This window comes from Maritimibacter sp. UBA3975, from assembly GCF_002384975.1.
Classification (GTDB): Bacteria; Pseudomonadota; Alphaproteobacteria; order Rhodobacterales; family Rhodobacteraceae; genus Maritimibacter.
On the sequence record NZ_DGCP01000017.1, the window covers coordinates 195,299 to 214,548 of the forward strand.

Below are 19,250 nucleotides of genomic sequence, written 5' to 3' on the forward strand. Positions count from 1 at the left end.
CTGGGCGAGCCCGCCCGGCGGTCAGGAATGTTCCTCGCGGGCGGTGTCGGCGAGCTTGCGGTTGAACGCCTTGAGCGCATCGACATGGTGCAGCGCGCCCCACAGCTCCGGCCCCTCCCCCTCGCCCGCGATTGTCACCACGGGGATGAAGGGCGTGGCGTTCTGGTCGAAGATCGGCATGGCGGCCTCGAGCGTCGCGTTCGCGTCGATATAGACGCCTTCCTCGATGAGGTCCCAACACGCCTCCTCCGAGGCCGCGCGCGGGTCCTCCTTCTTGCGCATCACCGAGGCGACGCGCAGCGTGGCCAGAACCCAGGCCTGCGGCCCGGCGGCGAGCTTGATGCCGCGCCGGGAGAGTTGGGTGAGGAAGAAGGACAGGTTCACCAGCCGCGACGACACGGCGGTCGAGATCGAGACGCTGACCATCACGGCCAGCCCCGTCTGCCAGTCGCCGGTCAGTTCGAACACGATCATCGTGGTGGAGACCGGCGCGCCCAGCACCGCAGCCGCCACCGCGCCCATGCCCGCGAGTGCATAGAGCGTCTCGCTGCCCGAGACGTCGGGAAACACGGCGGTGGCGATGAGGCCGAAGGCCAGCCCCGTGAGGGCGCCGACCATGAGCGCGGGCGAGAACACGCCGCCGCCCATTCGGCCCCCCATCGTGACGGCCACCGCGATGACCTTGAGGATCGCGAAAACGATGGCCTCGTGCAGGATCAGCTCACCGGTGAGCGCGCGCGAGGTCGTCTCGTAGCCGACACCGATGATGTGCGGAAAGCCGATGGCGAGCGTGCCGAGGATCAGCCCCGCGAAAGCCGGGCGCAGCACGCGTGGCACGGTAAGCTTCGACTGGAGCCAGTTGCCGAAATCGTCGGCGAGGAAGATCGCACGCATGAGCGCGACCGCCACGACGCCTGCGATAAGCCCGAGAAGGAGGAAGGCCGGAAGCTCGACGTTGAAGGCGAGGCCGCCTTTCTGTGGCAGGACGAACTCCGTCACCCCGCCGAATTCAAGCCGGTTGATGACCGTCCCCGCGACGGAGGCAATGGCGATGGGGGCGAAGGCGTGGACGGCGAAATGGCGCAGCACGACTTCGAGCGCGAAAAGCGCCCCGGCAATCGGCGCGTTGAAACTGGCCGATACCGCAGCGGCCACCGCGCAGCCCAACAGGTCGCGCGCGTCGACGCCCGAGGCCTCGATCCGGTTGGACACCCAGGTTGCCATGACGGCGGCGAGATGGACGACCGGCCCCTCCCGCCCCGAAGACCCGCCGACGGACAGTGTGATGAAGGAGGCGAGGGCCGAGCCGAGGCCGGCCCGTTTCTCGACCCGCCCCTCCCACATGGCCGCGCCCTCGATCACGTCGGCGACTGAGCGCACACGGCCGTCGTTCGTCGTCCAGTTCAGGATGATGCCGACTACCAGCCCGCCGCCCACGGGCAGCATCAGGATCAAGAACCACGGCAGGGTTTCGGCGAAGCTGTGCAGATGCGCCACATCGTCGGTGCCGTAGAGCAACGCCTGTAACGCTTCGATCCCCTTGCGAAAGAACAGCGCCGCGAAACCGGCGGCGATCCCGATGAGGAGCGCGATGACCCAGAACTGGACCTGACCCGGCCCTTTCTCGCGGATCAGGTCGAGAGACTGCTGACGATAGGCATTGGCGGCGGACAATTGCCGCTGGATCGCCCGTTTCAGCCCTCTCGCCATGTTCGCGATGCTCCCGGCCTTTTTTTCACCAAATCGCTTCTGTAGATTGGCGCGGATCACACGGGGGGAAAAACCAGAATGGCCCTTGACGCCGCATTGTCCGAGCTTTCGACCGTTCTAGGGGATCGGTTGAGCCGCTCCAAGTCCGATCTGGACGCGCATGGCGCCTCCGAGACCTATTTTCCATCCGCCCCGCCCGATGCCGTCGCCTATCCGGAAAGCACGGCCGAGGTGTCGCGCATCCTGTCGGTCTGCAACGCGCACGGCGTGCCGGTCATCGCCTACGGTGCCGGGACATCGCTCGAGGGGCATACGAGCGCGGTCCGCGGGGGGGTCACGCTGGACTTCTCGCGCATGGATCGTCTGATGACCGTGCATCAGGGCGATATGGACGCAGTGGTGCAGCCCGGCATCACCCGTGAGGCGCTGAACCGGGAATTGCGGGCGACGGGTCTGTTCTTTTCGGTCGATCCGGGCGCGAATGCCAGCGTGGGTGGCATGGCGGCCACACGGGCCTCGGGCACGACGACCGTGCGCTATGGCACGATGCGCGACAACGTGCTTGGGCTGGAGGTCGTGCTGGCCGATGGCCGGGTGATCCGGACCGGCACGCGGGCACGCAAATCGTCGTCAGGCTATGATCTCACCGGTCTGTTCATCGGGTCCGAGGGCACGCTGGGCGTCATCACGGAGGCGACGCTGAGGCTCCACGGCCAGCCCGAGGCGGTGTCATCCGGGATATGCGCGTTTCAGTCCATGTCCGAGGCCGTCGAGGCTGTGGTCGCCGTGATCCAGATGGGCCTGCCGATGGCGCGGATCGAATTCCTTGACGCCGAGGCCGTGCGCGCGGTGAACGCCCATTCCGGCACCAACGTGCCCGAGACGCCCCACCTGTTCGTGGAGTTTCACGGCTCCGAGGCGGGTGTGGCCGAGGACGCCGCACGGTTCGGCGAGATCGTGGCGGATTTCGGTGCCTCGGGGGTCGAGGTGGCTACGAAGCCCGAGGACCGCACGGCGCTCTGGACCATGCGCCACCACGTCTACTGGGCCTGTCTCGGCCTGAAACCCGGCGCGACGGCGGTGGTCACGGATGTGTGCGTTCCTATCTCGAACCTCGCGCAGGCGGTCGAGGAAACGCAGGCCGACATTGCCGCCTCGATCATCGACGGGCCGATACTGGGCCATGTGGGCGACGGGAACTTCCACGCGATCCTCCTCGTTGACCCGAGCCAGCCCGCTGAGCTCGACGCGGCTAAGGCGCTGGCCGCCCGGATGAACGAGCGCGCGCTCGCTCTGGGCGGGACGGTGACCGGGGAACACGGCATCGGGATCGGCAAACGCGCATACATGGAGGCGCAGCACGGCGACGCATGGGACGTGATGACCGACATCAAGAGGACACTGGACCCGAACGGGATCCTGAACCCCGGCAAGCTGATCCGGCCCTGACGGGGCGTATCCGCAGGCTCTGGGACGGCACACTTCATTGGGCGCGCATCAAGTTGCCGCCGGGGGCCCGGCTGGTCGCGGGGCTCTTGCTGATGGTCATGGGCGTCTTCGGGTTCCTGCCGGTTCTGGGCTTCTGGATGATCCCGCTGGGCGTGGCAGTCGCGGCGCTGGACGTCGTTCCGGTATGGCGCGGGATCGCTGGAAGGCTGGAGCGCTTTCAGTTTCGCGATGTTTTTGGTGCCAAACGGCGCAAGGACCGCCATTGAGTTGCACTTTTCGAACCTAACGACCCCTCAGGGCAGGAGCGCTCGTGCCGCTGCGCGCGCTTCATCCGTGATGACGTCGCCTGAAATCATGCGCGCAATCTCGTCCACCCGGTCACCCGGTTCCAACGGCGTGACACGGGACAGAGTAATGTCGTTCTCCACCGCCTTGGACACCCGCCAGTGGTGTGCCCCGCGTGCGGCCACCTGCGGCGAGTGGGTGACGACGAGCACCTGACCGCCTTCGTCCGCAAGCCGTTGCAACCGCTTGCCCACCGCGTCCGCCGTGGCTCCGCCCACGCCCCTGTCGATCTCGTCGAAGATCATCGTCAGCCCTTCGGCTTCGCGGGTCAGGCAAACCTTGAGGGCCAGCAGGAACCGGCTGAGCTCGCCTCCCGACGCGATCTTGTTGAGCGGACCGGAAGGCGCGCCGGGGTTTGTCGCGACCGTGAACGTGACGGCGTCCTGCCCTTCGGGGCCGGGGTCGGCAGAAGCAATCTCGGTCGTGAAGATCGCGCGTTCCATCTTGAGCGGCGCGAGTTCGTCAGCCATGGCCGTGTCGAGCCGCCCGGCAGCCTCGGCCCGCGCGGCGCTGAGGGTGCGCGCTTCGGCCTCGTAGGCCTCACGCGCCGCCTGCTCGGCCTTGCGCAGATCGGCGATGTCCCCCTCGCCCTTGTCGAGCGCGGCAAGCTTGTCGCGCAGATCCGCCGCGAAGCTCCCGAGGTCGTCGGGGGCGACACCGTGCTTGCGGGCGAGCGCACGGATGGCAAAGAGGCGCTCCTCCACGCGGTCCAGTTCGGCGGGGTCGAAGGCGAGCGCCTCCATCGCGACCTCGACACCCTGCGTGGCCTCGCCCAGTTCCACGAGTGCGCGGTTCAGCGCCTCGATCGCCGGGTCGAGCGCATCGCCTGCCTTGTCGGCCACCCCTTCGAGCCAGCGCAGCGCGTCACCCATGCGTCCCTCGGCCCCTTCGCCGGGCCCAAGGGCCTGAGCGGCGCGGTCGACGTCCTCGCCGATTCGCTGACCGGCCTGCATCTGGCGGCGTCGGGTGTCCAGCTCGGCATCCTCGCCGGGTTGCGGGTCCAGCGCTTCGAGTTCGCCGGCCGCGTGGCGCAGGAAATCCTCTTCTTCGCGGGCGGCGGCCAGCCGGGCCTCGGCCTCGGCCAGCGCCTTGCCGGCCTGCGACAAGCCGCGCCATGCCGCACGGGTCTGTGCCACCGGCCCCTCGAGCCCCGCGAACTGGTCGAGAAGCGCGCGGTGGGAGCGCGGGTTCAGAAGGCCCCGGTCGTCCTGCTGGCCGTGGAGCTCCACGAGCGTATCCGACAGCGCACGCAAAACGTCACCCGAGGCGCGCCGGTCGTTGATCCAGGCGCTCTTGGTTCCGCCGCGCCGGTTGACCCGCCTGAGGATCAGCTCGTCGCCCGCCGGAATCCCGGCCTGCTCAAGCACGCGCTGTGCCGGGTGGTCGTCCGCAAGCGCGAATACCGCCGTCACCTCGCCCTCCTCGGCGCCCTGACGCACGAGGTCGGCGCGTCCTCGCCAGCCCAGCACGAAGCCGAGCGAATCGAGCAGGATGGATTTGCCCGCCCCGGTCTCACCGGTGAGCACGTTCAGACCGGGCCGGAAGCCAAGCTCCAGCCGGTCGATGATAAGCATGTCCCGGATGTCGAGGCTGACCAGCATGGCGGTGGTCTAGAGCCACTCCCCCTTGATCATCTGACGATAGATCGCGGCGAGCCAGTTGTTCCCGCTGGCCTTGGGCTGAAGCCCGTTCCTCGCGAGGAGCGCGTAGCTGTCCTCATACCACTGGGTCGACTGGAAGTTGTGGCCCAGAATCGCGCCGGCGGTCTGCGCCTCTTCCGTGAGGCCCAGCGACAGGTAGCTCTCCACAAGCCTGTGCAGCGCCTCGGGCGTCTGCGTCGTCGTCTGGAACTGCTCCACCACGACGCGGAAGCGGTTCGTGGCGGCGGCATAATGCTTACGCTTGAGGTAGTAGCGCCCGATCTCCATTTCCTTCGCCGCGAGGTGGTCGTAGGCGAGGTCGAATTTGAGGATCGCGGAGCGCGCGTATTCGGTATCGGGATACAGCTCGATCACGTCACGAAGGGCCTGAAGCGCTTGGAAGGTCAGGCCCTGATCGCGACCGACATCCTCGATCTGGTCGTAGTAGCTGAGCGCCAAGAGGTAGGTCGCGTATCCCGCGTCCTCGTCCCCCGGGTAGAAATCGACGAACCGCTGCGCGGCGGCGCGGGCCAGTTCGTATTCGCCATCCTTGTGATGGGCAAAGGCCTGCATGATGAGCGCGCGTTTGGCGAGCTGGGTGTAGGGATAGACCCGTTCGACTTCGCCGTACCACTTGGCTGCGTCGTCGTAATCACCGTTCTCGGCGTCGTACTCGGCGCGGGCAAAGATTTCCTCGGCCGTGTATTCCTCGATCGGCTTGGTTTCCCGGTCGTCGCCGAACACGTTGCCAAAGAACCCGCCAAGACCACCGCCGGAACACCCGGCGAGCATGGCCACGAGCGCCAGCGTTGCAGCACCCTTCAGGACTCTGGTCCCCGTTTTGCCCTGTCGATGTGCGTGCATATCCCCCGACTACCCCATCGCAAGTGATTCAGCGGGCTTGCCTGTGCCCAGTCTGCGTTGGCACTTGTCCTAGCACATAAATTTTCCGGGCAAAATGGTTTGGCGGCGAAAAACACCCGATGTGGTCAAAGTTATCCACAAGGCGTCCAGATATTGTGGAACGGCATACCCGAGACCTTAACTATCCCGCCCAAGCACCGGACATCACAACAAAAAAGACCGACCCGAAGGCCGGCCCTTTTGCGAGGTAACTCTGTTGTCAGTTGGCCTGGCGGCGCAGGAAAGCGGGGATTTCAACCCGTTCCTGATCCGGGTCGGTCTCCTGTGTCGGCTCTTGAGCCGGGCGCGGCTGCGGCTCGTGCCGCTGCTCGGCCTGTGCCTCGGCGCCCTGCCCGGTCATCCGGTTGATGAGCGAGTTGATGCCGAAGCGCGGACGTTCGGCCCCGCCACCCTGCGCGTCCCGCGGCTGGGCGGCCGGCTGGCCTTCGCCCGAGCGCGAGCGGCTGACGGCGGCTTCGAGCCGGGCGAGCGTTTCAGGCGAAGGCTGGCCGGGCTGCGGCGACTTGGGCGCCACGAACTGGGCCACGCCCTGCTCGGCGCGCGGGGCCGGCTGCGGTGCGGGTTGCTGCGCCGGCTCATAGCGCGGCTGGGCCTGAAAGACCGGGGCCGGCACGTCGTCGCCCGCCTCTTCGACCGGGAAGATGTTCTCGGCCTGCTCCTCGGCCGCAGCGGCGGTCGGGTCGATTTCCTCATCGAAGAACGAGGTCTGCGGCTCGGCCCGCTGCGGTTCGGACGCGGCGTAGCGCGAGGAATAATCCTCGGCCTCGGCCTCCGCAGCCTGCGTGTTCGAGAAGGTCGGCGCATCGTGGCCGAAGGAATGTTCGACATCCGACGGATTGGCGAGCGGCTCGGCCAGCGAGCGGCGCGGAACCGGCACGTCGAGGTGGGATTCGGTGGCGTCGATGCCGGTTGCGACCACGGAGACGCGCATCCCGCCCTCCATGTTCGTGTCCAGCGTGGAGCCGACGATGATGTTCGCGTCCGGATCGACTTCTTCGCGGATGCGGTTGGCCGCCTCGTCGAGTTCGAAGAGCGTGAGGTCGTAACCGCCTGTGATGTTGATGAGAACGCCACGGGCACCCTTGAGGCTGATCTCGTCGAGAAGCGGGTTCGCTATGGCCTTTTCGGCCGCCTGGATCGCGCGATCTTCGCCATCGGCCTCGCCCGTGCCCATCATCGCCTTGCCCATCTCGTCCATGACCGAGCGGACATCCGCGAAGTCGAGGTTGATGAGGCCCGGCTGGACCATGAGGTCCGAGATGCCCTTGACGCCCTGATAGAGCACGTCGTCGGCCATCGAGAAGGCTTCGGTGAAGGTCGTTTTTTCGTTCGCGAGGCGGAAGAGATTCTGGTTCGGGATGATGATCAGCGTATCGACCATCTTCTGAAGCGATTCGACGCCTTCCTCAGCCTGGCGCATCCGCTTGGCGCCTTCGAACTGGAAGGGTTTGGTCACGACGCCGACGGTCAGAACGCCGAGCTCCCGCGCGGCCTGCGCGATGATCGGCGCGGCGCCGGTGCCGGTGCCGCCGCCCATACCGGCAGTGATGAAGCACATGTGCGCGCCAGCCAGGTGATCGACGATCTGTTCGATGCTCTCTTCAGCCGCGGCGGCCCCCACGGTCGCGCGCGCACCTGCGCCCAGACCCTCGGTCACCTTCACGCCCATCTGGATGCGGGCCTGCGATTTCGACTGCGCAAGTGCCTGCGCATCGGTATTCGCGACCACGAACTCGACGCCCTCGAGCGCCTTGTCGATCATGTTGTTGACCGCATTGCCGCCAGCGCCACCGACGCCAAACACGGTGATGCGGGGTTTGAGGTCATCCTGACCCGGCATGGTGAGGTTCAATGTCATGATCTTTCCGCCTGTCCTTTTCGACTTGTCGTCTCTGACGTGTCCGTAAGTGACCTGTCCTTGTTGTGCCAGTTTTTGCTGGCCTTGTCCCGATCTTTGCCGGTTATCTGCCTATTTCCCATCAGCCTAACCGCTACGCGACGCTAGGTCACGCAAAAAACACGAAAAAGCCCCTAAATCCGGTGGATTACCGGGCTTTAGCGGCGAGATTTTGCGGAATTGTGGATATCTGGTGTCTACCAGTTATCCTTGAACCATTTCACGGCCCACCGCAGGCTGCGCGATGGATAGGATTCGGCTGGTATGTCGAAATCCCACCATTCGTCCTGCGGCGATGCTGCGAACAGGCAAAGTCCCACCGCCGAGGCGAATGCAGCACCTGTGGCGGCCTGTGGCAAGCCCTGAACGCGCAAGGGGCGTCCGATGCGCACTTGTTGGCCGAGAATCCGGGGCGCGAGGGTATCGAGACCCGGAATCTGGCTTGCGCCGCCGGTCAGAACGATCTGCTGACTCGGCAAATGGTCGAATCCCGCGGCGTCGAGGCGCGCGCGGACCTCTTCGAGGATCTCTTCGACACGCGGTTTCATGATGCCGATAAGCTCGGACCGGCTGACCGTGCGCCGGTCGTGCTCCCAGTCGCCGGTGTCGCCGCCGATCTCGATCATTTCGCGGTCGTCCATGCCGGTGGCGAAGACGCCGCCGTAGAAGGTCTTGATCCGTTCGGCCGTGGCCATGGGGATCTGGAGCCCCTTGGAGATGTCCGATGTGACGTGATCGCCGCCAAGGCGCACGGAGTCGCCGTAGATCATGTGTTTCTTCATGAAGATCGAGACGCCGGTCGCGCCGCCCCCCATGTCGATGCAGGCCGCACCCAGTTCCTGCTCGTCCTCGACGAGCGACGCGAGGGCCGCCGTATAGCTGGAGGAGGCGAGGCCCGCGAGCTCGAGGTCGCAGCGCTTGATGCAATACGCCACGTTGCGCACCGTCGCGGCGTCGATCGTGAGCAGATGCATGTCCACGGCAAGCCGTTTGCCCACCTGCCCGCGCGGGTCGGACAGACCGGAGCGGTGGTCGAGCGCGAAGTTGACCGGCTGGGCGTGCAGCACCTCCCGCCCCTCACCGAAGTCCGGCACGTCGCAGGAGGCCATGACGCGCGCGATGTCATCCTCGATCACGGAGGTTCCGGCCACCTCGACGTCGCCCGCGACGCCGTAGCTGCGGGGATTGGCACCGGAGAAGGTCGCGATGACATGGTCAACGCGGATATTCGCCATCTTCTGGGCCGCTTGGATCGCGGTGCGGATCGCGCGTTCCGTCTCCTGCATCGCGTCGATCTCGCCGAAGCGCACGCCGCGCGAGCGGGTCGTTGCCGCACCGATGACACGGAAACCCGACTGACCAGCGAGCGAGCCGACCCCGTCGTTGGCCGCCGTCCGTTCGGGCCCGTCGAAGCGCAGGACGAGGCAACCGATCTTGGAGGTGCCGATGTCCAGAACCGCGATCACGCCGCGCTGCATGGCGGCCTTTCGCATGGCGCGCATGGCACGCTGTTGTTCGTAGAGCTCGGTCATCTTGGTACTCCGTTGTCGAGGCTCCGGATGCGGCGCAGTTCGTCGACCGCGGGGTCGGTCATGCGAAGCGTCGGGCGGGCGGGGTTGCGCATATCGATATGGGTGAGGTCGCGGGCGAGGAGATCCTGCGCTTCATCGAGCGCGAGCACCTGCTCAAGCGCCGCGACCGGGGCGATTTCGGGAAGAAGAATACGCTGGTCGCGGTCGAGCACGATGTCCCAGCGCCGCGACCCGACGCGGACCAGCCCGCGCAAACGGTGCGCGACGGGCCCGGCGGCGTCGAACAATGCCTCGGCCTCGGCCACTGCGTCGCGGGCGCCCTGCCCGACGATCAGCGGCAGGTCCGGGCGCGAGGCCCGGTCCATGAGCGAGGCCACGCGGTGCCCGGTGGCGTCGAGCAGTTCGATCCCGCTGGCATGGCGCCACAGCATGACCGGCTCACGCTCGGCGACGGCCACCTCAAGCACGCCGCCGGGGCGGACCCGGAGCGCCACGTCCTCGATCACGTCGAACGCGGCGATGGTGCGTTGCAGCCCGTCGAGGTCGAGGTCGAAGGAGGAGATCGGAAATTCGCTTCCCACGATTTCTCGGATCGCCTTTTCCACCACCGGCGACGCGCCTTCGACGGCCATGAGCTTTACGGTAAACTCGGGCCGGGTTTCGACGGAGCGGCGGATCTCGCTCACCTTTTCGGCGATGGCGAAGCGGTTGGTGGGGTTGGAGACGTACCAGCCCGCAAGAGCGACCACGAGAAACACCGGCAGGCCGATGCGCAACATGGCGCGGTAAAAAGGAGTGAGCCACATGCGGTGGACCCGGTAGGCCCAGCGCGACGGTGCCGGATCGCGGCGCACGGGCCTTGGCGTGACGCCGGGACGTTCCGCACTTACCGATTGCACGAGGCATCCTCCACCATCCAGCGGCACAACGGGCCAAAATCGATGCCCGCTTTCGCCGCCTGTTCGGGCGTGAGCGAGGTGGGCGTCATGCCGGGCTGCGTGTTCTGTTCGAGCAGGATCAGCCCGTCGAGCCCCTTGTCTTCATCCCAGCGGAAATCCGAACGCGACACGCCGCGGCACCCGAGCGCATCATGGGCGCGGCGGGCGATGTCGAGGCAGGTCGCAGTGATCTGGTCGGGCAGGTTCGCTGGCACTTCGTGGCGCGAACCGCCCTCGGCATATTTGGCATGGTAGTCGTACCAGCCGTCCGAGATGATCTCGGTCACGCCCAGCGCCCGGTCGCCCATGACGGTGACGGTCAGTTCGCGGCCCGGAACGTATTTCTCGACCATCAGCGTGTCGGGCAGATCCTCGGCCAGACGGGGCGGCGTGTTCGCGCCTTCGGCCACGATGTAGACGCCTACGGACGAGCCCTCGTTATAGGGCTTCACGACGTAGGGCGGTTCCATGACATGGTGCCCTTCGATCTCGGCCTTCCAGGCGAGGCGGCTCTCGGCGACTGGCAGTCCGGCCGCGCGGAACACCTCTTTCGAGCGTTCCTTGTCCATCGCGAGCGCCGAGGCCAGCACGCCGGAATGGGTATAGGGGAGCTTCATCCATTCAAGGATGCCCTGCACACAGCCATCCTCGCCCCAGCGACCGTGGAGCGCGTTGAACACGATGTCCGGTGAAATCTCTTGCAGGCGCGCGCAGAGGTCGGGTCCGGCATCGACCTCGACCACCTCATAGCCTTCTGCCCGCAATGCCGCAGCGCATTCACGCCCTGTACTCAGCGACACCTCCCGCTCTGCGGAAGGACCACCTTTCAAAACTGCGACTATCGGGGAATGCCTGCTCGCATCGCCCACTGTCTGCCTCTCGCGACGGCCTTATGGTGGCCGTTCAGCTTGTCGTTATTGTGCCGCGGGTTCGCCCACGCGCATGATTTCCCATTCTAGCGTCAGGCCGCTGGTTTCGTAAACCTTTTTCCGGACCTCCTCTCCCAAAGATTCAAGGTCCTGCGCCGTGGCCGTGCCGGTGTTGGTGAGGAAATTCGAGTGTTTCTCGTTCATCTGCGCGCCACCGATCATCGCGCCACGCATTCCTGCGTCGTCGATCACCTTCCATGCCTTGAGGTCATGGGTGTCGTCTGCGCGGCCCGTCGAAGAGAAGCCCGCCGGGTTCCGAAATGTCGATCCGGCGGTGCGGTCTTTCGTCGGTTGGGTCGCGTCGCGCTTGGCAAGCTGGTCTGCCATCATCGCCTCCAGCGCCTCGGGGTCGCCCGCCGGGCCCTCGAGTGTGGCGGATGTGAGGACCGTGCCTTCGGGCAGGTCCGACTGGCGGTAGCGAAAGTTGAGGTCGTCGGCGGTGAGCGTCACCACCTCCCCGCCCCGCGTCACCGCGCGGGCGGACCGGAAAACATCGGCAGTGTAGCGGCCATAGCAGCCCGCGTTCATGCGAAGTGCGCCGCCGATGGCACCGGGGATTGTGCGCAGGAAAGTGAGGTCCACGCCCGCCGCCGCCGCCTTGCGCGCGACATGGGCGTCGAGCGCGGAGGTGCCGACAGTCACGGTGGTGCCGTCGATCTCGATCCCGTTGAAGCCGCGTCCGAGCCGGATCACCACGCCCCGGATGCCGCCGTCGCGCACGATGAGGTTGGAGCCGACGCCCATCGGAAAGACCGGAACGTCGGGGTCGAGCGCGCGCAGGAAGTCGGCAAGGTCCTTTTCGTCGGCCGGCTGAAACAGCCAGTCCGCCGGTCCGCCCACCCGCATCCAGGTCAGCGAGGACAGGTCGCGGTTTTCGGTGAGGGTACCTCGGACGGGGGGGAGCTTGATGGTCATGGGGCACGGAGGTAGCGTGGACCGGGTGCGGTGGCAAGATTTCGAATGGCGCTTGCGCGCCATCCGACCCGCGCGGGGGCGCTGCCCCCGCACCCCCGAAGTATTTGGGGAACGAAGAAGAGGATCAGTGCTCGGGGATTTCCAGCTTCTCACCGCGCATCATGGCCGGGATCGCCTTGAAGCCGTTGCGGAAGAGCGAGACGAACGCGAAAGTGCCGACCGCCGTCCAGATCCAGCCGTTCTGGTACCCGATCCAGCCGAGAAGCGCGAAGGCGGAGAGGCCAAGGATCGTGCCCGGAATGATCTGTTTGCGGATCGGCAGAAAGGCGATGAGCGAGGCGGCGAGGACCCAAAGGCATCCTGCGATGAGGGATAAGGACATGGCGCGGTCTCCTGCATGGCGCTGGTCCGGGCAGACTGTCCGCGAAACCGGGCGAAACTGCGGCCCCAATGGGTTTTTGTTTCGCCCCCGGCCGCGCGTCAGGTCAGGAAGGCCGCCATGTTCACCGCGAACAGCGCCAGTGCTCCGGCGAGGCCCAGCCATGGCACGATGCGGGGGACCGAAAACGGCGACAGGACGCCCGAGCGTTTCACGCCGATCAGCGCGGCGTTCACGATGGAGAAGACGACGAGCAGCGCGAGCGTGGTGTATTCCGCCAGCGTCGCGACGGGCAGCGCGAGGGCGGCGGCGGTGGTAAGCACGCCGGTCACGCAGGTGGCGAGCAGTGGAGTTCCGAACCGCGGGTTGGTCCGGTTGAAGACACACAGCCAGCGCGAGCGGCGCCCGAGGCCGAAGAACACGCGGGCGGCCATGACGATCTGGGCCAGCACGCCGTTCAGGGCCGCAGCCACCGCGATGGAGGACAGGAACGCCGCCGGCGCGCCGGTCGCGGCGGTCCAGACCAGCGCGAGCGGGCGTTCCGACGCGGCAAGGTCGGCCACCGGCACGGCCCGCACGGCGGCCCAGGTGACGAGCGCGTAGAGCGCGGAGGTGATCGCCAGCGACCACAGGATCGCGCGCGGCATCTGGCGCGCCGGGTCGCGCGCCTCTTCGGCCATGTTCACGAGGTCGTCGAAGCCGAGGAATGCGAAAAAGGCAAAGATCGAGGCGGCGAGCACACCCGGCAGGTGGAGGGATGTGGGCGCCGTCCAGTCTCCGCTCGGCGTCGCGCTGAAGCCCGCCCAGATAACGAGGGCGAGGCCCACGACCTCGACGAGCGTGAGGATGGCGGCGAAGGACAGGCTCTCGACAACGCCCAGAACGGCGATCACGGTGAGGGCCCCGCCGAGCGCCAGCATGGCGACCGTGGGGTCGATCGGCACGAGCGCGGTCAGGTAGCCTACCCCGCCGCGCAATACGGCCGCGCCCCCGATGATGCCCGCCAGAATGTTGATGAAGCCGACCAGCACCGCCAGCCAGTGCATGTGCAGACCGTGTTCGACATAGGCGCTGTCGCCCGCAGCCTCGGGTATGCGCGAGCTGAGTTCTGCAAAAGAGAGCGCCGAGGGCACCGCCACGAGGCCTGCAAGCAGGAAGGCCAGCGGGGCCCAGATGCCCGCAGCCCCGGCCGCGTGGCCAACGAGGACATAGATCCCCGCGCCCACCATGATCCCGACGCCATAGGCGGTCAGGAGCCCGGTGCTCAGTCGTTTCGGTAGCGTGTCTGCCATGTCTGTCCCGTCCTGCGGCGACCTTGGTGGTCCGCGGGCCGGGGGGCAAGTCAGCCGATGGAGAGGTGCAGGCCCACGGTGTCGTCGGTGAAGCCGAGCTTGCGGTAAAACCCTTCGGCTTTCAGGGACTTGGGGGACAGGAGCGATATATCCGCGCAGTCCTTGGACTTGGCCTTTTCGATGGCCCGCTCCATGACCGCAGCCGCGAATCCACGGCCCCGGTACTCGGGCAGCGTGACGACATTCTCGATCCGTGCCAGCGGGCGACCCCCGAAGGTGAGGTTCGGCAGGATCGACAGCATCGCGGTGGAGACGATCCGGCCTTCGCATTCTCCACCGAAAAGCGATGTGCCCGGCATGGCGAGGATTTCATAGAGAATCGCCTCGCCCTCGGCCCCGCTGGGAACCGGCTTGCCACCGCTGTAATGCGTCAGAAGCTCGTGCAGATCGGGGAAATCGTAACGCGACAGTTCCCGCACGCGGGGCTTGGTCTCGGTCGTCATGGCATCCTCCCTGATCTCGCGCACAGGGTCCGCCCTTCGCCGGGCGCGGTCAAGGGCAGGTTGTTATCAGTGACCAAAGCTGTCGGCGTCGAGCATGTTCGGATCGGGCCGGTCGAGCGCCCCGAGCGCCTGCATTTCCGTATCGGTGAGGTCGAAGCCGAAGACATCGAGGTTTTCGGCCTGCCGCGTCGGATCGGCGGATTTCGGCGCGGGGACGTGCCCCGACTGGACATGCCAGCGCAGGACGATCTGGGCGGGCGTCTTGTCGTGGGCCTGCGCTGCGCTTTTGATCGCCGGCTCAGTCAGCAGGTCGCCCGCGCGGCCGATGGGGCTCCAGGCTTCGGTCACGATGCCCTTTTCACGGTGGATCGCGACTTCTTCGGACCGCAGATGATGGGGGTCGATCTGAATCTGGTTCACCGCCGGGGTGAAGCCCGCCTCGAACAGCTCGTTCAGATGGTGTGGCTTGAAATTCGACACGCCTGCCGCGCGCACGAGCCCTGCGTCCACAAGCCGGGTGATGCCATCGAACGCTTCGACATAAGCGCCCTGCTCCGGGTTCGGCCAGTGGATCAGGAGCAGATCGATGTAGTCGAGGCCCATCCGCGCGAGGCTCGCCTCGCAGGCCTGCCGCGCGCCCGCGACGCTGTGCCAATTCCGGTTGAACTTGGTGGTTACGAAAACCTCGTCGCGCGGCACCGAGGATGCCTTGATCCCCTCGCCCACACCCGCCTCGTTGCCGTAATTCTCGGCCGTGTCCACCAGCCGGTAGCCAAGGTCGAGGGCCGAGGCGACAGCGCGTGCGGCTTCGTCGTCGTTCATGGGCCAGGTGCCGAGACCGAGACGAGGCATTTCCACCCCGTTCAGGAGCGTGGTCGTGGGAACAATATGCGGCGCGTCGGACATGGGGCCTCCGGGGTTGTGGGGTGAACGGTCAGTCACCGACCTAAACCGAGGGCCGCGCGGGTCAACCCGCTCGCGGCTCAGGCAGTGAGTTTTTCTTCCAGCTCACGCGCCCAGGTTGAGATCGTGCCAGCGCCCAGACAGACGACGATGTCGCCCTCTTTCGCTTCGCGTTTCACAAGCTCGGCGAGGTCCGCTTCCGTGTCGACCGCGAAAGCATGGCGGTGGCCGTGGGCGGTGAGACCCGCCACCAGATCGTCGCGGGTCGCGCCGGGGATCGGGTCTTCGCCGGCCGCGTAGACCTCGGAAATGCCCACTACATCGGCCTCGTTGAAGCAGGTGCAGAAGTCTTCGAACAGCGTATGAAGTCGGGTGTAGCGGTGCGGCTGGTGGACCGCGATGACGCGGCCCTTCACGGCCTGCCGCGCGGCCTTGAGCACAGCCGCGATCTCGACCGGGTGGTGGCCGTAATCGTCGATGATCGGCACGCCGTTCCACAGCCCGACCCGGGTAAAGCGGCGGTTCACACCGCCAAAGGCCGCGAGGGCCGCCTTGATCTCGGCGGATTTCATGCCGAGATGGCGGGCCACGGCGACGGCGGCGAGCGCGTTGGACACGTTATGATCGCCGGGCATCGGGAGGGTACAGCCCTCGATGGTCAGGTCGGGCATCGCGATGTCGAACTGCGCGATCCCCGCCTCGTAGGTCAGGTTCACCGCGCGCACATCGGCCTGGGCGTTGAAGCCGAAGGTCACGACGCGGCGGTCCGTCACCTTGCCCACAAGCGTCTGCACATCCGGGTCATCGGTGCAGCACACAGCGAGGCCGTAGAACGGGATGTTCGACACGAAGTCGTAAAAGCCCTGATGCAGCGCTTCTTCGGTGCCCCAGTGATCCATGTGCTCGGGGTCGATGTTGGTGACGATGGCGATGGTGGCGGGAAGCCGGTTGAACGTGCCGTCACTTTCGTCGGCTTCAACGACCATCCATTCGCCCTGCCCCATCCGCGCGTTCGAGCCATAGGCGTGAATGATCCCGCCATTGATCACGGTCGGGTCGATGCCGCCGGAGACAAGGAGCTCCGCGACCAACGTCGTCGTCGTCGTCTTGCCGTGGGTGCCCGCGACCGCGATGTTGGATTTGAGTCGCATGAGTTCGGCCAGCATTTCGGCCCGGCGCACGACGGGCAGTCCCGTCTTACGGGCGGTATCGAGTTCCGGGTTGCCCGGCTTGATCGCGGAGGAAATGACCACGACCTCCGCGTTTTCGAGGTTTTCGGCGCGCTGACCGATGAAGATTTCCGCCCCGAGGCCAGCCAGCCGTTCGGTGATCGGCGAGGTCTTCAGATCCGACCCCTGCACCCGGTAGCCGTGGTTCAGCAGCACTTCCGCAATCCCAGACATGCCGATGCCGCCAATGCCCACGAAGTGAATGGCCCCCATCTCGGTGGGGAGTTTCGTCGCCGCTGCGTTCATCGCCTGTCCCTTCTCATTGCGAAGCGCCCCGGTCCCGGGGCCGCCTCACGCCGCCTGTCCCTCGGCGGCTTTGTCCGTCTTGTCGGCCAGCATTTCCACCAGTCGCGCGAGCGTTTCGGCGGCTTCGGGCTTGCCGACGGACAAGCTGGCGAGCGCCATCTGCAATGCGCCGTCGGGATTGTCCAGCACACTGGCGATGTGTTCCGACAACATGGCGGGTTCCAGCTGTGTCTCGGGGATGCGCACGGCCCCACCCGCCTCGACCAGCCCTTGAGCATTCGCTGTCTGGTGATCGCCGGTAGCGTGGGGATAGGGGATGAGGATCGCGGGCCGCCCGATGACCGAGATATCGGCCACGGAAGAAGCCCCCGCGCGGCTGATGACCAGCTGGCTCTCGGCGATCCGGCGCGGGACGTCAGCGAAGAATGGCTCCACATCCGCCCGGATACCTTGTGCGGCGTAGAAGTCGCGCACACGCTCCCCGTCTTCGTCTCGCGCCTGATGGGCGACCGAGACATGGGCGCGGATGTGATCCGGCAGCGCCGCGATGGCGGCCGGCACGTTGTCCGACAGCGCCCGCGCACCTTGCGAACCACCGATAACGAGGAGCGTCATGGGATAGTCACCGGGCGGGATATAGCCCGCACCAGCGCGCTCCAGCACGGCGGCGCGCACGGGATTGCCCACATGAACCGCCTCCACCCCGTCCGGGATCGGCGCGGTCGGCCATGTGCCGCAGGCGAGGATGTGCACGCGCTTGGCGAAGAGCTTGTTCACCGTTCCCAGCACGCCGTTCTGTTCGTGGATCATGCGTGGCAGTCGCAGGAGCGTCGCTGCGGTCAGCGCCGGGATAGAAGGATACCCGCCGAATCCGACCACGGCAGAAGGACTGTCCGTAAGCATACGCACCAAAGCCCCCAGAACACCGCCCGCGACGCGAAACGGTACAGCGAGCTTGCCGAGGGGCCCGCCCCGCGCAAAGGTGGCCGACGACCGCTCCTCGATCCCCACCGCGTCCGGAAATCCGCCCGCGTAGCGCGCGCCCCGGACGTCTGTCGACAGTTTCACACGCCAGCCACGCGCGAGCATGGCCTCGGCCAGCGCCTGCGCGGGGAACATGTGTCCGCCCGTCCCTCCCGCCGCGATGATCAGCAGCGGTGCCTTGTTGGTCATGTATGTCCTCGTTGCCTGAGGAAGTCCTCGATCTTGCCCTGGGGCCGTGTCCGCGTGAACGCGATCAGCATCCCCGCGGCGATGCCGGTCGCGATGAGCGACGAGCCCCCGTAGCTCACGAAAGGTAGCGTCATCCCCTTGGCGGGCAAGAGGCGCACAGCCACACCCATGTTGATGAGCGCCTGAACGCCGAACATGGCGGCAAGGCCGGTGCCGGCCAGCCGGATGAACGGGTCACGTTCGTTGATCAGCCGCAGGAACGAGCGCACGACGACGGTGGCGTAAAGCGCGATGATGAGCATGACGAGGATGAGGCCGTATTCCTCGGCCGCGACCGCGATGATGAAATCCGTATGGGCGTCGGGGAGCGACCATTTCACCTGCCCCTCGCCCACGCCCACGCCGAAGAACCCGCCTTCACGGATCGCATTGGTCGCGTAGCCAAGCTGCGTGGTCGGGTCGACCTCAGGGTTCAGGAACCCGTCGATCCGGCGCGCGAAATGTTCGGAGTTTTCGTAAAAGGCAAAACCCGCAAGCACCACGAGCGCCGCCACGCCCACGATCAGAACATAGGGCGCGCCCGCGAGGAAATACATCACCCCCCAACCGAACAGCACCAGTGCCGACTGGCCGAAGTCCGGCTGCATGGCGAGGAAGCCCACGATTATGAGCGTCAGGACCAGTGACATTGATTTTCCCGGCGGGCCCTGAATCTCCTGGCTCGCGGCCATGAGCCAAGCGATCACGACCACGAAGACCGGCTTGAGGAACTCCGACGGCTGGAAGGACGCAAAGCCGAGGGAATACCAGCGCACCGCGCCCTTGCCGAAGTCGGTGCCGAAGAACGGCAGCCCGATCAGCGCCACGAACACGACGAAAAACGCCAGTACACCAAGCCGTCGCACCATGAGGGGCGACATCATCGTCGTCGCGAACATCACGACGAAGGCGAGAAACCCGAACAGGAGCTGCCGTTCGACGTAGTAGAACGGATCGAGCCCGTTGCGTTGCGCCAGTGGCGGCGAGGCAGCGAGGCCCAGCAGAATGCCGATCGCGAACAGAAGAAGAATGCAAGAGACCGACCATTTGTCGATCGTTCGCCACCAGCGGGGAAGAATAGGATCCTTCGCCTGCCGCGGCACCGCGCCATACACCATTTCGGTCATGAGAAACCGCCCGATACTGCCTCAATACGCCCGGTTTTCCGGGTCTGGCCTCACTCTAGCGCGAAACCTTTGGGCTGCAT

17 protein-coding genes are annotated in these 19,250 nt (G+C 66.2%); 2 read left to right on the forward strand and 15 right to left on the reverse strand.

From position 1 onward, the window contains the following. Positions 1-21: 21 nt before the first annotated feature. Complete coding sequence (locus tag B2585_RS17650; RefSeq protein WP_292025252.1) at positions 22-1,710, reverse strand: chloride channel protein; 1,689 nt, start codon at positions 1,708-1,710, stop codon at positions 22-24. 78 nt (positions 1,711-1,788) lie between these two features. Here B2585_RS17650 and B2585_RS17655 point away from each other — a divergent pair, with 78 nt between their 5' ends. Both B2585_RS17655 and B2585_RS17660 read left to right on the forward strand, forming a co-directional pair. Further along, the gene (locus B2585_RS17655) at positions 1,789-3,159 is read left to right on the forward strand and encodes an FAD-binding oxidoreductase (protein WP_292025253.1); all 1,371 of its coding nucleotides are present in this window, start codon (positions 1,789-1,791) and stop codon (positions 3,157-3,159) included. A 53-nt stretch (positions 3,160-3,212) separates the two neighbouring features. Next, positions 3,213-3,425, forward strand: coding sequence for a hypothetical protein (locus B2585_RS17660; protein ID WP_292025254.1), 213 nt, complete (start codon positions 3,213-3,215; stop codon positions 3,423-3,425). Between the two features lie 27 nt (positions 3,426-3,452). Here the strand turns inward: B2585_RS17660 and recN are convergent, their stop codons facing one another. The 14 genes from recN to ftsW form a co-directional block, all read right to left on the reverse strand. Beyond that, complete coding sequence (gene recN / locus B2585_RS17665) at positions 3,453-5,105, reverse strand: DNA repair protein RecN (RefSeq protein WP_292025255.1); 1,653 nt, start codon at positions 5,103-5,105, stop codon at positions 3,453-3,455. A 9-nt stretch (positions 5,106-5,114) separates the two neighbouring features. Continuing rightward, positions 5,115-6,008 carry an outer membrane protein assembly factor BamD gene (locus B2585_RS17670; protein ID WP_292025256.1) on the reverse strand — a complete coding sequence of 298 codons (894 nt, stop codon included), beginning with the start codon at positions 6,006-6,008 and terminating at the stop codon, positions 5,115-5,117. Between the two features lie 259 nt (positions 6,009-6,267). After that, positions 6,268-7,926, reverse strand: coding sequence for a cell division protein FtsZ (ftsZ, locus tag B2585_RS17675; protein WP_292025257.1), 1,659 nt, complete (start codon positions 7,924-7,926; stop codon positions 6,268-6,270). Between the two features lie 236 nt (positions 7,927-8,162). Continuing rightward, complete coding sequence (gene ftsA, locus B2585_RS17680) at positions 8,163-9,497, reverse strand: cell division protein FtsA (RefSeq protein WP_292025258.1); 1,335 nt, start codon at positions 9,495-9,497, stop codon at positions 8,163-8,165. Beyond that, on the reverse strand, positions 9,494-10,396 hold the full coding sequence (locus tag B2585_RS17685) for a cell division protein FtsQ/DivIB (RefSeq protein ID WP_292025259.1): 903 nt from the start codon (positions 10,394-10,396) through the stop codon (positions 9,494-9,496). Before B2585_RS17685 ends, ftsA begins: the two co-directional genes overlap by 4 nt. Further along, entirely contained in the window at positions 10,384-11,304 is a 921-nt protein-coding gene (locus B2585_RS17690) for a D-alanine--D-alanine ligase (RefSeq protein WP_292025260.1), read from the reverse strand. Before B2585_RS17690 ends, B2585_RS17685 begins: the two co-directional genes overlap by 13 nt. A 45-nt stretch (positions 11,305-11,349) precedes the next feature. Beyond that, positions 11,350-12,279: a UDP-N-acetylmuramate dehydrogenase gene (gene murB, locus B2585_RS17695; RefSeq protein ID WP_292025261.1), complete on the reverse strand. Its 930-nt coding sequence runs from the start codon at positions 12,277-12,279 to the stop codon at positions 11,350-11,352. Positions 12,280-12,403: 124 nt separating this feature from the next. Further along, positions 12,404-12,661: a DUF2484 family protein gene (locus B2585_RS17700; protein WP_292025262.1), complete on the reverse strand. Its 258-nt coding sequence runs from the start codon at positions 12,659-12,661 to the stop codon at positions 12,404-12,406. A gap of 98 nt (positions 12,662-12,759) precedes the next feature. Then, positions 12,760-13,950, reverse strand: coding sequence for an APC family permease (locus B2585_RS17705; RefSeq protein WP_292025263.1), 1,191 nt, complete (start codon positions 13,948-13,950; stop codon positions 12,760-12,762). A gap of 50 nt (positions 13,951-14,000) precedes the next feature. After that, complete coding sequence (locus tag B2585_RS17710; protein ID WP_292025264.1) at positions 14,001-14,453, reverse strand: GNAT family N-acetyltransferase; 453 nt, start codon at positions 14,451-14,453, stop codon at positions 14,001-14,003. 66 nt (positions 14,454-14,519) lie between these two features. Continuing rightward, positions 14,520-15,359 carry an aldo/keto reductase gene (locus B2585_RS17715; protein ID WP_292025265.1) on the reverse strand — a complete coding sequence of 280 codons (840 nt, stop codon included), beginning with the start codon at positions 15,357-15,359 and terminating at the stop codon, positions 14,520-14,522. Positions 15,360-15,436: 77 nt separating this feature from the next. Beyond that, on the reverse strand, positions 15,437-16,831 hold the full coding sequence (murC, locus tag B2585_RS17720; RefSeq protein ID WP_292025266.1) for a UDP-N-acetylmuramate--L-alanine ligase: 1,395 nt from the start codon (positions 16,829-16,831) through the stop codon (positions 15,437-15,439). A 45-nt stretch (positions 16,832-16,876) separates the two neighbouring features. Continuing rightward, on the reverse strand, positions 16,877-18,004 hold the full coding sequence (locus B2585_RS17725) for a UDP-N-acetylglucosamine--N-acetylmuramyl-(pentapeptide) pyrophosphoryl-undecaprenol N-acetylglucosamine transferase (protein WP_292025267.1): 1,128 nt from the start codon (positions 18,002-18,004) through the stop codon (positions 16,877-16,879). After that, positions 18,001-19,170: a putative lipid II flippase FtsW gene (gene ftsW, locus B2585_RS17730; protein ID WP_292025268.1), complete on the reverse strand. Its 1,170-nt coding sequence runs from the start codon at positions 19,168-19,170 to the stop codon at positions 18,001-18,003. The genes B2585_RS17725 and ftsW overlap by 4 nt, the downstream gene beginning before the upstream one ends. Between the last annotated feature and the right edge of the window lie 80 nt (positions 19,171-19,250).